The sequence below is a fragment of the Xanthomonas euroxanthea genome (assembly GCF_903989455.1).
GTDB classification, from domain to species: domain Bacteria; phylum Pseudomonadota; class Gammaproteobacteria; order Xanthomonadales; family Xanthomonadaceae; genus Xanthomonas; species Xanthomonas euroxanthea.
Genome location: NZ_LR861803.1, coordinates 388,569 through 402,164, shown reverse-complemented (window position 1 = coordinate 402,164; position 13,596 = coordinate 388,569). Strand labels below are relative to the sequence as shown.

Here is a 13,596-nt window from a genome sequence, read left to right as displayed (position 1 = left end):
ACCGTCAGGACGACCGGTCGCCCTGGTGGCGTGCCGGTGCCGTGTTCGCCGCCCCGCCGGGCAGCGCCGGCCTGATGCTGTCGCCGACCCGTTTCCCTTGCACGAGCCGGACCCATGAAAAAACGCAATCTCGCCACCGTCCTGTGCGCCCTCAGCGCAACCGCCAGTGGCAGCACGCTGGCTGCCGAGCTGGAGCTGTACGTGGACCGCAAGACCAAGCAGATCTTCGCCGAGCCGGCCCCGGGCCGCGACAAGCTGGGTAAGTTCGTGCAGGTGGACGAGAATGGCAAGCTGCCGGCGTCGGCGATGCCGGCCGCCCCCGCAGCACCGGTGCCAGCCGATACCGCCATCGCCCAGGCCGCACCTGCGCCCGTGCCCGCACCAGCGCCGGCCAAGGCCAGCGAAGCCGGCAAGAAGTGGTACGACAAGCTGAGCCTGCGCGGCTACACGCAGATCCGCTACAACCAGGGCATTGGCGGCGACGCGCAGGATCTGCGCGCACCCGGTGACCGCTTTCTTGGCAACGACCAGAGCCTGGGCATCCGCCGCGCGCGCCTGGTGCTCAGCGGCGATCTCAACGAGCACGTGTCGCTGTACTTCCAGCCGGACTTTGCGAGCACGCCGACCGGGTCGACCACCTCCAACTTCGCGCAGCTGCGCGATGCGTATGCCGACATCTACTTCGACAAGAAGCGCGAGTACCGCGTGCGTGTGGGCCAGTCGAAGATGCCGTATGGCTGGGAGAACCTGCAGTCCAGCCAGAACCGTCTCACGCTGGACCGCGCCGACGCGCTCAACTCCGGCCTGCGCGACGAACGCGATATCGGTGCGGTGTTCTATTACAGCCCCACCGTGGCCAAGGGCCGCTTCCAGGACCTGGTCAAGTCAGGCTTGAAGGGCTCGGGCGACTACGGCGTGATCGGTGCCGGCGTGTACAACGGCCAGGGCGCCAACCGCGCCGAGCGCAACGACAGCATGCATGCAGTGGTGCACGCCACCTACCCGTTCAAGTTCGCCAATGGCCAGTATCTGGAAGTGGGTGCCGACGCCTACAGCGGCCGCTTCGTGCCAACCGCGGCAGCAGTCAACATCGGTGGCCGCAGTTTCACCCCGGCCATCACCGACCCGAACGGCTACACCGACCAGCGCGTGGCCGCGCACATCATCTACTACCCGCAACCGTTCGGCCTGCAGGCCGAGTGGACGGTGGGCCGCGGCCCGGAGCTGGATGTGGAACAGCGGCGCATCCGCACCCGTTCGCTGAGCGGCGGTTACGTGCAGGCGATGTACAAGCACGATGGCAGCTACGGCACCTTGCTGCCGTACCTGAAGTGGCAGACCTACCGCGGCGGCTCCAAGTTCGATACCAATGCGCCGCGCATGCGCCTGGACGAAGTGGAAGCCGGTGTCGAGTGGCAGCCGATGGATGCGCTGGAACTGGTGTTCGCCTATTCGAAGATGAAGCGCACCGACGTCACCACCGCGCCGTACCCGGTGGTGGAAGGCGACCTGCTGCGGCTGCAGCTGCAGGTCAATTACTGACCCCTGCCCGCCGATGGAAAACGAACAAGCCCCCGCATGCGGGGGCTTGTTCGTTGTTGCTTCACCGGTCGTGGCTGGCCGTTACGCTGGCAGGATGGTACTCGCATCGACCCTGGTGCCTTGATCGCCGATCCAGTGCCGGCACCGGCGTGCTAGCGGGCTGCCAGCTCTCCACGAATGATCTCTGCGCCTGCACTGAGCGCCTTGAGCTTGCCCCTTGCGACGTCCCGGGCAAGCGGCGCCATCCCGCAGTTGGTGGACGGGTAGAGCTTGTCGGCATCGACAAAGCGAAGCGCCTTGCGCAGCGTCTCGGCCACCTCCTGCGGTGTTTCGACGGTATTGCTCGCCACGTCGATGGCCCCGACCATCACCTTCTTGCCGCGCACCAGTTCGATCAGATCGATCGGCACGTGCGAGTTGTGGCACTCCAGCGAGATGATGTCGATCGACGATGTCTGCAGCTTGGGAAACGACTCTTCGTACTGACGCCACTCCGAGCCCAGGGTCTGTTTCCAGTCGGTATTGGCCTTGATGCCGTAGCCATAGCAGATATGGACGGCGGTCTCGCACTTGAGCCCTTCGACCGCGCGTTCGAGGGTGGCCACCCCCCAGTCGTTGACCTCGTCGAAGAAGACATTGAAGGCCGGCTCATCGAACTGGATGATATCCACGCCGGCCGCTTCGAGCTCCCTGGCTTCCTCATTGAGGATCTTGGCAAATTCCCATGCCAGCTTTTCGCGGCTTTTGTAGTGCGCATCAAACAGGGTGTCGATCATCGTCATTGGACCGGGCAGCGCCCATTTGATCGGCTGCCGGGTCTGCTGGCGCAGGAACCTGGCATCGTCCGCGAAGACGGGCTTGGGGCGGCTGACCGCGCCAACCACGGTCGGCACGCTGGCGTCGTAGCGATCGCGAATCCTGACGGTTTCGCGCTTTTCGAAATCGACGCCGCTGAGGTGTTCGATGAAGGTGGTGACGAAATGCTGGCGGGTCTGCTCGCCATCACTGACGATATCGATGCCGGCATGCTGCTGTTCCTGCAGCGACAGGCGCAATGCGTCCTGCTTGCCTTCGATCAGTGCCTCGTCCTGCAGCTTCCAGGGAGACCAGAGTTTTTCCGGCTGCGCGAGCCAGGAAGGCTTGGGCAGGCTACCGGCGGTAGACGTGGGGAGCAGCTTTGTCATGATGAGTGGTGTCTTGCGTTCCTGTTGATTAGACAGCGTGGCTGGAGGCCCACTGCGCGAGCATCGTCCCGTAGGGCCTGATGAAGTGCTCCTCGGTGAATTTCCCCTGCGTCACCGCGAGCTGGCTGCGCTCTTCGCGGTCGTAGACGATCTGGGTAGCGGAATAATCCTGGTGCTTCAGGCTCGGCTGGTAGATGGCCCCTGCCGCGGAATTGGCGTTGTAGATCTCCGGGCGGTAGATCTTCTGGAACGTCTCCATGGTGCTGATGGTGCCGATCAGCTCCAGATTGGTGTAGTCGTTGAGCAGGTCGCCGATAAAGTAAAAAGCCAGCGGGGCAACGCTGTTCGGCGGCATGAAATAGCGCACCTGCAGGCCCATCTTGGCGAAATACCGATCGGTCAAGGAGAAGTCGTCCTGCCGGTATTCGATGCCCAGGATGGGGTGCCGGTTTCCGGTTCGATGGTAGACCCTGCTGGTGGAGACGCTGATGCAGATGACCGGCGGTTTGGTGAAGCGCGCCGTGTAGGCGTCCGAGTCCACGAAGTGCTTGAACAGCGTTCCGTGCAGGCTGCCGAAATCGTCCGGGATGCTGAAGCCGGACGCATCCTGATTGTGCGCTGGCAGCAGCACGCTGAAATCGTAGTCGCGCACGTAGGAGGAAAAATTGTTCCCTGCAATGCCCTCGATGCGCGCGCCGGTGGTCTTGTCGAGGATGCTGGGCTTCAGGATCTCGATCAGCGGAAAGGCATCGCTGTGTTCGCGCGCATCGATGTGCATCTGGACCGAGATGATGTCCAGCTCGACAGCGTAGCGGTCGCGCCCGGGGTTATCCCAATGCGCCAGGTCGTTGCAGCGGTTGTCGATCATCGCAAGCGTGTTGCGCAGGTTTTCCTGCCGACGCTGCCCTCTGGCCAGGTTGGCAAAGTTGGTCGTGTTGCGCGTATTGGCCGCGGGACGGTAGTCCTCGTCAAACCGGACGCTGTTGATGCTGAAGGTGAATTCTTGAGTCATTGCAAGCTGACGCCTTGTTTCCGAGTTGAATACGAGCGCAGGTCTCGGCGCAGGTATGGATACCCGCCGGGTGGATGCCGCCACTCCGGACCGGCGGGCAATCACCCACCGATCCTGTGGCCGGCACGGGTATGGCGGCCCGCCGAGCAGCCGTGGGCTGGATGGCCTCAGGCCGCAGCCACGTCTTCTGCAGCGATGGCACGTGCCTGCCGCGTCAATGCGATCAGCGGCAATGCCCGCTGCACCGCCAGCCTGGCCCGCTCGGCCAGGGCCTCGTTGTGCACGCGGTAGTCCAGGAAGTCGCGGTCGGTGGCATAGACGCCCAGTGGCAAAGTGCGTGCCTGGAAGAAGCTGAAAAGCGGCCGCAACTGGTGGTCGATCACCAATGCATGGCGCTCGCTGCCACCGGTTGCTGCCAGCAGCACCGGCGTGTCGATCAAGGCATCCTGGTGGATGAAGTCGAAGAAGTGCTTGAACAACCCGGTGAAGGAGCCGCGATAGACCGGCGTGGTCACCACCACGACGTCGGCCTGCTCCACGGCCGACAGTGCCTGCTCCACCGTTGCCGGCAGCTGCGAGCGCCACACCGCACCGGCAAACTGCGGTGCCAACGCCCCGAGTTCGACCAGCTGTTGCTCGCACGGCACGGCCTCGGCGATCAGGCCCAGCAGGTGCTCGGCCAGGGCGACGGCCTTGGAGGGGCGCTGCAGCCCGCCGGAGACGGCGACGACGCGGAGGGGATGTGGCACGTTGACAGTCATGCGGGGTTGACCTGAAACGACGAACCCCGATGCTAGGGCTCGCATTCAATGAAGTAAAATGGTGTTATTTCAACAATCCATGAATTCGGATCATCTGAATGCTTGAGCGCATCCATCTCACCATCGTCCAGCAGGTCGAGCAGCAAGGCTCGCTGACCGCCGCCGCAGGTGTGCTGAACCTGACCCAGTCGGCGCTGAGCCACAGCATGAAGAAGCTGGAGCAGCAGCTGGGCACCGACGTGTGGCTGCGCGAAGGCCGCAACCTGCGCCTGACGCAGGCGGGCCAGTACCTGCTGGCGGTGGCCAACCGGGTGCTGCCGCAACTGGACCTGGCCGAAGAGCGCCTGGGGCAGTTCGCGCAGGGCGAACGCGGCGCGCTGCGCATCGGCATGGAGTGCCATCCCTGCTACCAGTGGCTGCTCAAGCTGGTGGCGCCCTACCTGGCCACCTGGCCGGACGTGGATGTGGACGTGAAGCAGAAGTTCCAGTTCGGCGGCATCGGCGCGCTGTTCGGCTACGAAATCGATCTGCTGGTCACGCCCGACCCGCTGTACAAGCCCGGGCTGCGGTTCGAGCCGGTGTTCGACTACGAGCAGGTGCTGGTCGTGGCCAAGGGCCATGCGCTGGCGTCGGCGGCCTACGTCAAGCCCCAGCAGCTGACCCGGGAGGTGCTGATCAGCTATCCGGTGGACCTGGAGCGCCTGGACATCTACAGCCAGTTCCTGTTGCCGGCCGGGGTCACGCCCCGGCGCCACAAGGCCATCGAGACCACCGACATCATGATGCAGATGGTCGCCAGTGGCCGCGGCGTGGCCGCGATGCCACGCTGGCTGGTGGAGGAATATGCGTCCAGGATGGACGTGGTGCCGGTGCGGCTGGGCGCGCGCGGCATCCCCAAGCAGATCTTCCTGGGCGCACGCGAGGCGGATATTGCCGTCGACTACCTGCGTGCCTTCATTGAACTGGCGCGCCAGCCCGCCAATGGCACCGCCAACACCACCGCCGACACAACGACCACTCCGCCGGGAGCCCACTGATGGACAGCATCGCCACGCGCACGCCACTTCCACTGCCTGCCGGCCACGACAAGGTCTTGCTGCATTCCTGCTGCGCGCCATGCTCGGGTGAGGTGATGGAGGCCATGCTGGCGTCCGGCGTCGACTACACCATCTTCTTCTACAACCCCAACATTCATCCGCGCAAGGAATACGAGCTGCGCAAGGACGAGAACATCCGCTTTGCGCAGCAGTGCGGCGTGCCCTTCGTCGATGCCGACTACGATCGGGACAACTGGTTCGAGCGGGCCCGCGGGATGGAGAACGAACCCGAACGCGGCATCCGGTGCACGATGTGCTTCGACATGCGGTTCGAACGCACCGCGCTGTATGCGCACGAACACGGCTTTCCGGTGATCACCAGCTCCCTGGGCATCTCGCGCTGGAAGAACATGCAGCAGATCAACGACTGCGGCGTTCGCGCTGCGGCCAGGTATCCCGGCCTGATGTACTGGGAGTACAACTGGCGCAAGGGCGGCGGTTCCTCGCGCATGGTCGAGATCAGCAAGCGCGAGAACTTCTACCAGCAGGAATACTGCGGCTGCGTCTACTCGCTGCGCGACACCAACCGGCACCGCGCCGAAAGCGGGCGCAATCGCATACAACTGGGCGTGAAATTCTATGGCGATGGGGAACAGCAAGACTAAGCGCCTCGCCAGGGCAGCGACGCTGGCCGGGATTTCAGTCTGTGTCATGGCGCCCTTCCCGCTCGCCCAGGGCCCACGTAGCGGCGCCACCCAATGACCACCAACGCACGGCAAGATCGTTTGACTCATCCGCACACGCCACGCCTGGCCAGCACCATCACCGATGCCTATTCCCTGGAGGTCAGCGCAACCGCCATTGCCGGGCTGAGCGCAGCGGCGCCCGCGATCATGCGTGGCGCGACCATTGCCATCCCCTACCTGCCCAACCAGGACGACGCCGCGCGGCTGGCCGCCGCATGCATGGTGCGCAAGCTCGGCTTTGCGCCCATGCCGCACCTGTCCGCGCGCCGGATCGGCTCGCTCGACGCACTGCACGCCTTCGTCAGGCGCGCCGTCGATGAGGCTGGCGTCGAGCGTTGCCTGGTGATCGCGGGCGATCCACCGTCGCCGATCGGGCCGTTTCCGGACAGCGTGTCGCTGATCGACACCGGGGTCTTCGAGCGCTGCGGCATCCGGACCATCGCCGTGGCAGGGCATCCGGAAGGACATCCGGGCATGCCTGCAAGCGAGCGCTGGGATGTGCTGAAACGCAAGTGTCGCAGCATCGCCGAGCGCGGCATGGCACCGCTGATCGTCACCCAGTTCGCCTTCGATGCCGACCTCGTGCTGACGTGGTTGCACGCGCTGCGCGCGCGTGGCATCGCACACCCCGTGCGGGTGGGCGTGCCTGGTCCCGCCGGCGTGGCGGTGCTCGCACGCTATGCCGCACGCTGCGGTGTCGGCGCCTGCACCGCGATGCTGTCCAAGTACGGCATCTCGCTGGGCAAGCTGTTGGGCACCGCCGGGCCGGATCGGTTTGTCGATCGCCTCGCCACCGGCCTCACTGGAGCGCATGGAGAGGTCAGCCTGCACTTCTTCCCGTTCGGCGGCATCGCGCAGACGGTCGCGTGGGTGGAGCAGTACCGCGCCCGCACCGCGCCGCACCGCGCCGACTGAGACCTGCCGGGCACGCCGCACGTCATCGGCCGCAGACCTCGAATGGGCGAGCACGAACGTGCGGGTGGCGAGCTGTCCACGACCTGGATCACAGTCTGGACTGCTTCATTTCTGTGGCTGTGCTTGCGGCGCGCCGGGTGCTGCAGCGCACAGCGGACCTGTCACACGGGCGCGGTATAACCATCGGCGAATCGCGGCGAGGGGGCGCTGCATCCGGTGTCGTTGCACTGCGCGACGGCATCGCTTCTGCAACGTTCAAGGAGAGATGTCGCCATGCCGAAGCCGTCGCTGTTGTCCTTGCTGTGCACCCTGTCGCTGGTTTCCCTGCCGCTTGCCGCGGCCGAGCTGCAGCCCAAACAACTGGCTGGCCCGCCGGAGGAGTTCGCGCAGATGCGCGCACCCGACCCGGCCGAGTCGGCGATTCTGTCCAAGAGCGCCTTGCTGCCGGTGGAATTGACGCCAGCCGGCAACTCCGCACGCTGGCAAGGCACGCTGCCGGTGGAAAACGGCCATCTGCGTTTCATGGTGCTGGCCGGTGACCAGCCGTGGGAGACGGCGGTGACTGCACCACGCATTGCCGGCGCGCGCGCGGCCGCCGTTGCTCCGCAACTGCAGGCGCAGCGCACGCTGCTGGGCACAGCAGAAAGCGGCACCAGCGGCATGCGCTATGCGGTGGAATCGGCGCAGAACGGAGCGTGGTCGCTGACCCTGCAATCGGCAACGCCGGTGGCGCAACGCGGCTATGTGCTGATGGAAGGCGATGCGCGCACACAGCTGGCCTCGTACCCGCGCCATCGCCGGCAGCAGGTCGGCCAGACGCTGACGCTCAACGCACTGCTCAGCGGCAACGATGCAGCCGGTGCGACCCTGCTTGCCGCACAGGCCGGGCAGATCGACACAGCGAGCCTGCGCGTGATCGATCCGCAAGGGGGCATCCGCACGATGCCGATGGCAGACGACGGGCAACACGACGATGGTGCTGCCGGCGACGGCGTGTATGGCGGCACGTTCCAACCGACAGCCGAAGGCACCTGGATCGCACAGGTGATCGTGCGCGGTCGCGACCAGGCCGGGCAGCCGTTCGTGCGCACCAGCGAGCATGTGTTGCCGGTGCTGGACACCTCGCTGCGCCTGCTCGGCAATGCCCTGAGCGCACGTGCGGCCGACGGCACACGGCTCAGCATTGCCTTGCCCATCGCCGCACGCGGCAAGGCCCCGTCGCATTACCGCGTGTTCGGCCAGGTCTGGGGCACCGATGCCAAGGGCAGGCAGGTGCCGGTGGCGTGGATCGGCGGCATGCTGACGCCGCAGCAAGGCCAGCTGCCGCTGAGCCTGGACGAACGCTGGGTCGCGCGTGCCGGTGCGCGTGCGCCGTTCACGCTGCGCGGGCTGCGTATCGAAGATCCGGACCATTACATCCCGCTGGTGCAGGCTGACACGCTGCCCTTGCAGCTGCCCGCGTTGCGCCGTGCCAGCATCGCGCGGTCTGCCGGTGCCATCGACGAGAGCATGCGCATGGGGCCGCGCCCGGCAACGCTGGCCAGTGCCAGTGCCATGGCGGAGCCGCAGGCCGCGGGGTCGCAACTGGTGCTGGTGCATGGCTATTGCTCCAACGGCGTGTGGCCGCAGGCGCAGTTCACCAACGCGTCCTCGTTCATCGATGCCAAACAGAACCGCAGCAACGACCAGTTCGCACAGCGGCTGGCGCAGTTCGCCAGTCAGTGGTCCTCGTTCGCGACGGTGGCGCACAGCCAGGGCGGCATGGCCGCGCTGCATCTGTACACCTACTACTGGAGCGGGCTGGATAACGCCACCGGTGGGCGGGTGATGCAGTCGGTCGGCACGCCGTACCAGGGCACCAATCTGTCCGGCATCCTGGCGGCCGTGGGCTCGTGGTTCGGGGTGGGCTGCGGCACCAATACCGACCTGACCTACGACGGCGCCAAGGCCTGGCTGGCCGGCATTCCGGCCGATGCGCGCGCCAAGGTGAACTACTACACCACCTCGTTCGCCAAGACCAACTGGTACACCAACGACTACTGCAACGCCGCCTCGGACCTGGTGTTGAACGACCCGGAAGACGGCACCGTGGAGCAGGTCAACGCGCAGCTGCCGGGCGGCGTGAACCGTGGCCACACCACCGGGCAATGCCACACCACCGGCATGCGCGACCCGGCGCAGTATCTGGACGCAAGCCGCAATGCAGTGATGAACGCCAACGCCGCGAAGTGATGCGGCATCCGCTGCAGGGTCCGTGGCCGCCCACCACGCACGCCGTAGATGCGTGGTGGGTCCGATGTGGCCTGCCGCCTCGGCTCCCGCGAAGGTGGGCGGACAAGCCCCTGCTGCGACGAGGTCCGCTTGATGCGGGCAGCGCACACCGCGCTGCCCGCCATCCACCGCCTGCACGGGCTGCACGGTCCCGACGACGACATTGACGAGCCTGCACCCCACCCTTCGTAGGAGCGTGCCTGCGCGCGACGCACATTGCCAGAGAGTCACCGACTGCAGGTCGGTGACCCAGCACACTCACACCCTCAACCAACGCGTCGACACCGCCACGCCCACCATCAACACCGCGACACCGAGCAGGGCGCCGACCAGGCCGATGCCATGCGCGGCAAAACCGATCAGCGCCGGCCCGGCCAGGATGCCGGCGTAGCCCAGGGTGGTGACCGCGGTGATGGCGATGCTCTCCGGCATGCGCGTCTGGTTGCCGGCCAGCGAGAACAGGGCCGGCACGATATTGGCGCAGCCCAGGCCGACCAGCACGTAACCGGCCAGCGAGGCCTGCCACGGGCTCACCAGCGTGAGCACCAGGAAGCCGGCGCTGGCCAGCAGCGCGCCCACCACGATCGAGCGGATGCGCCCCAGGCGCTCCACCACCGCATCGCCGAGCAGGCGCGCCACCGTCATGGTCAATGCAAACGCCACATAGCCCACGCCGGCGGTGCTCGGGGCAACCTGGTGCACATCGGCCAGGAACACCGAGCTCCAGTCCAGAATGGTGCCTTCGGCCAGGAACACCACAAACGCCAGGATGCCGATGAACAACACGATGCCCCTGGGCAGCGCCAGCAACGGCCCCTGTTGCGCCACGCGCTCGGTCCGCCAGTGGCGCACCGCCAGCGCGGCGACAAGCAGCATGGCGATCACTCCGGCAACCGCCGCGCTCGGCGGGGAGAGCTGCGCCGACAGCAGCAATGTCATCGCGCCGGCACCGACAAACCCGCCGATGCTGAAAAACGCATGGAATCCCGACATCATCGCGCGCCCGGCATCGCGCTCGACCACCACCGCCTGCATGTTCATCGCGCAATCCATCGCGCCCACGCCGGCGCCGAACGCGAACAGCACCGCACCCAGCAACCATGGATCGGCGACAACCGCCAGCAACGGCAGACTGAGGCAGATCAGCGCCGACGTCACCGCCATGACCGCACGGAAACCGAAGCGCGCCGAGACGGCACCGGCCAGCGGCATCGCCAGAAACGAGCCTGCTCCCAGGCACAGCAGGATCAGGCCAAGCGCGCCATCGTCCACGCCGGTCCTGGCCTTGGCGAATGGCACCAGCACCGCCCAGACCGCGGCAGCAAAGCCGGGAATGAAGAACGCCGCGCGGGTGGCGTGCTGTTGCACGCGAGCGCTGGAGCCGGGGACAAGCGACATGCAGGCAATTCCAGGAGGGAGTGGCGGACGGAATGCGACGGTGGCGCCAGGCCGGCGCGTTCGCGGGCCGGGTGTGGCCTGCGCACTGCTCCACTGCGCGTGCTGCAACCGTCCGTGGGGATATGCGAGGGTGCTAGCGAAACACCACCGTGCGATGGCCATTGAGCACGATGCGGTGTTCGACATGGCGACGCACCGCACGCGCGAGCACCAGCGATTCGGTGTCGCTCCCCAGCCGCACCAGGTCGCGCGGCGTCATCGCGTGATCCACACGCGCCACGTCCTGTTCGATGATCGGGCCTTCGTCCAGGTCTTCGCTGACGTAGTGCGCGGTGGCACCGATGATCTTGACCCCGCGTGCGTGCGCCTGGTGATACGGCTGCGCGCCCTTGAAGCTGGGCAGGAAGCTGTGATGGATATTGATCGCGCGCCCCGCCAATGCGCGGCACAACGCCGGCGACAGGATCTGCATGTAGCGCGCCAGCACCACCAGATCGATCTGCAGCGCTTCGATGAGGGCAAGCAGCTGCGCTTCCTGCGCAGCGCGCGTGTCGGCGCTCACCGGCAGATGGTGGAAGGCGATGCCGTAGGAGGCGGCCAGCGGCGCGAAGTCGGCGTGGTTGGACACCACGGCTGCGATATCCACCGGCAATTGCCGGCTGTGCATGCGGAACAGCAGATCGTTGAGGCAATGCCCCTGCTTGCTCACCAGCACCAGCAGCCGCGCGCGACGGCGCGCATCGTGCAGCTGCCAGTCCATCTGGAATTCCTCGGCAAGCTGCGCAAAGCGGCGTTCCAGCCCGGCAATCTCGGTGCCCGGCGGTTTGTCGAAGTGCACGCGCAGGAAGAAGCGGCCACTCTCGTCGTCGCCGAACTGCTGTGCGTCGAGGATGTTGCAGGCCAGGTCGAACAGCAGCCCGGTCACGCGATAGACGATGCCGGTGCGGTCGGGGCAGGACAGGGTAAGGATGTAGTCGGAGCGCATCGGCGCAATGATAGCCAATGCACCCGGCTGCGGGCGCAGTGCTTGCGCCCGTAACTTTCCCGTGCGGCTCAGCGCGGCGGCAGGCGCAGCATCAGTCGCCGGTTGATGTCGTCCAGTTGCGCCATCGATGCCTCCACCGAGGTCTCCATCGCTTCCTGAGTGGTGATGTGCGCACGCAGATGCGCAGGGTCGGCCAGTTCGCCACGCACCAGGAACACGTTCTCGCCCACCTCGCCGACGTGTCGGCTGAGCACCACGTAATCCACCTGGTCGAAGCCATGCTGCTTGGCCAGCGGCAGCAGGCGCGCGGCCATGCGCACACTGGCCTCGTCGGTGGGTTTGTCCAACTCGGCATCGAGCACGGCCACCGCTTCGCGGATCTGCGCAAACAGATAGTGGTCTGGATGCTCGGGATGGTCCGGGCCCACCGGGCCCTGGTCGACGACCGGTGCGGCGGTCATCGTCTACCACCGGCGCAGCGCAGTGCGCGCGGTGTGCGCCCGGTCGAACCGAGCGTGATATGCAGGTGTCGCATCGCATCCTCCCTGGAGCGGCGGCTGTCACGAGCCGGCATTTTAGAAGGTCTGCTGCATGTTTAGGTGAGTGAGAGATGGGCTGTGCTGCTTCGAAGCGACGCGGCCTGAGCGTGGGCGGCAGATGTCGCTGACGGTAGGCGAAATCTGCTGCACATGGGGTTGGCCTCGTATCCTCACCTTGACCCCCGCTCCGCGCCCCCTGCCCGTGCCGGAGCGCGGGCGCTTCAAGGCACGCACGCCAGTGACGCGCAAGCGGTGCCTTCTCGCCTCGCCGAGAGCGTGGCTAGCTCCGCCTTGCGGATGCGGCGATCAGGCCTGCCCTGCCCGCCGCGCCGATACCTCTGCCAGCACGGCCCAGTCGGCGTTGCCGTCGCCATGGGCGATCGCCTCGTCCAGGCCGGCGCGCAGCAACTCGCCCAGCGGCATCGGCACCTGCTTGTCGGCGCCGGCCTGGATCGCCAGGTCCACGTCCTTGCGCCCCAGGGTGGCGGTGAAGCCGGCCGGCAGATAGGCGCGTTGCATGATCAGGCGGCCATAGCCCTGGTACGCGGGTGCGGCGAACAGGGTGCTGGTGAGCATGCCCAGGAACTGGGTGGCGTCCACGCCGTGGCCGCGTGCCAGCGCGCTGGCTTCGGCCATGGCGCCGATCGCGCTGGCAAGGCAGAAGTTGGCCGCCAGCTTGACCGCATTGGCCTGCTCGGGGGTGCGGCCGATCTCCCAGGTGCGTTGACCAAGCACGTCGAACATCGGCTGCACGCGCGCCAACGCTGCCTCGTCGCCGGCGGCCAGGATGTTGAGCTTGCCGGCTTCGGCCACATCGACGCGGCCAAGCACCGGTGCGGCCACGTAGGCCACGCCGCGCTCGGCATGCAGGGCGGTCAACTCGTGCGCCAATGCCACCGAGATGGTGGCCATGTTGACGTGCACACTGCCCGCCGGCAGCGCGTCCAGCACACCATGCTCCAGCAGGGTCGCGCGCACCGCGTTGTCGTCGGCCAGCATCGAAAACAGCAGCGGGCCATGCGCGGCGTCGCGCGGTGCATCCACCACCGTGGCGCCGGCTTCGCGCAGCGATTGCGCGCGCCCGGGCGAACGGTTCCACACACTCAGTTCGAACCCTCCGCGCAGCAGGTTGTGCGCCATCGGCAGGCCCATCGTGCCCAAGCCCAGAAATCCTATCGGCATCTGTTTTCCTTATTCGATCTTGCG

At 66.5% G+C, this 13,596-nt stretch carries 12 protein-coding genes; 5 read left to right on the top strand and 7 right to left on the bottom strand.

Annotated features, from left to right (window positions below; all coding sequences use genetic code 11):
- Positions 1-114 precede the first annotated feature (114 nt).
- Positions 115-1,542, top strand: coding sequence for an OprO/OprP family phosphate-selective porin (locus H7A86_RS01685; protein WP_119130254.1), 1,428 nt, complete (start codon positions 115-117; stop codon positions 1,540-1,542).
- Positions 1,543-1,694: 152 nt separating this feature from the next.
- Here the strand turns inward: H7A86_RS01685 and H7A86_RS01680 are convergent, their stop codons facing one another.
- The 3 genes from H7A86_RS01680 to msuE all read right to left on the bottom strand — a co-directional run bounded on the left by H7A86_RS01680 (position 1,695) and on the right by msuE (position 4,499).
- A complete protein-coding gene (locus H7A86_RS01680; protein ID WP_119130253.1) occupies positions 1,695-2,726 on the bottom strand; it encodes a methionine synthase in 1,032 nt (343 codons plus the stop codon).
- A gap of 28 nt (positions 2,727-2,754) precedes the next feature.
- Positions 2,755-3,738 carry a DUF1852 domain-containing protein gene (locus H7A86_RS01675; protein ID WP_119130251.1) on the bottom strand — a complete coding sequence of 328 codons (984 nt, stop codon included), beginning with the start codon at positions 3,736-3,738 and terminating at the stop codon, positions 2,755-2,757.
- A 167-nt stretch (positions 3,739-3,905) separates the two neighbouring features.
- On the bottom strand, positions 3,906-4,499 hold the full coding sequence (gene msuE, locus H7A86_RS01670) for an FMN reductase (protein WP_164739280.1): 594 nt from the start codon (positions 4,497-4,499) through the stop codon (positions 3,906-3,908).
- Between the two features lie 98 nt (positions 4,500-4,597).
- On the opposite strand from msuE, the gene H7A86_RS01665 reads away from it, so the two are divergent.
- From H7A86_RS01665 to H7A86_RS01650, 4 genes are all read left to right on the top strand, one after another.
- Positions 4,598-5,536: a LysR family transcriptional regulator gene (locus H7A86_RS01665; RefSeq protein WP_104583889.1), complete on the top strand. Its 939-nt coding sequence runs from the start codon at positions 4,598-4,600 to the stop codon at positions 5,534-5,536.
- Complete coding sequence (locus H7A86_RS01660; RefSeq protein ID WP_104649552.1) at positions 5,536-6,201, top strand: epoxyqueuosine reductase QueH; 666 nt, start codon at positions 5,536-5,538, stop codon at positions 6,199-6,201. Before H7A86_RS01665 ends, H7A86_RS01660 begins: the two co-directional genes overlap by 1 nt.
- Positions 6,202-6,294: 93 nt before the next feature.
- Complete coding sequence (locus H7A86_RS01655; RefSeq protein ID WP_119130249.1) at positions 6,295-7,197, top strand: methylenetetrahydrofolate reductase; 903 nt, start codon at positions 6,295-6,297, stop codon at positions 7,195-7,197.
- Between the two features lie 273 nt (positions 7,198-7,470).
- The gene (locus H7A86_RS01650; protein ID WP_180708004.1) at positions 7,471-9,429 is read left to right on the top strand and encodes a choice-of-anchor X domain-containing protein; all 1,959 of its coding nucleotides are present in this window, start codon (positions 7,471-7,473) and stop codon (positions 9,427-9,429) included.
- A gap of 297 nt (positions 9,430-9,726) precedes the next feature.
- On the opposite strand, the gene H7A86_RS01645 is transcribed toward H7A86_RS01650, so the two are convergent.
- From H7A86_RS01645 to H7A86_RS01630, 4 genes are all read right to left on the bottom strand, one after another.
- The gene (locus tag H7A86_RS01645; RefSeq protein ID WP_119130247.1) at positions 9,727-10,866 is read right to left on the bottom strand and encodes an MFS transporter; all 1,140 of its coding nucleotides are present in this window, start codon (positions 10,864-10,866) and stop codon (positions 9,727-9,729) included.
- A gap of 133 nt (positions 10,867-10,999) precedes the next feature.
- Positions 11,000-11,851 carry a formyltetrahydrofolate deformylase gene (gene purU / locus H7A86_RS01640; RefSeq protein ID WP_180708003.1) on the bottom strand — a complete coding sequence of 284 codons (852 nt, stop codon included), beginning with the start codon at positions 11,849-11,851 and terminating at the stop codon, positions 11,000-11,002.
- A gap of 68 nt (positions 11,852-11,919) precedes the next feature.
- A complete protein-coding gene (locus H7A86_RS01635) occupies positions 11,920-12,312 on the bottom strand; it encodes an XVIPCD domain-containing protein (RefSeq protein ID WP_104583895.1) in 393 nt (130 codons plus the stop codon).
- A 384-nt stretch (positions 12,313-12,696) separates the two neighbouring features.
- A complete protein-coding gene (locus tag H7A86_RS01630; protein ID WP_104583896.1) occupies positions 12,697-13,572 on the bottom strand; it encodes an NAD(P)-dependent oxidoreductase in 876 nt (291 codons plus the stop codon).
- Positions 13,573-13,596: the final 24 nt, after the last annotated feature.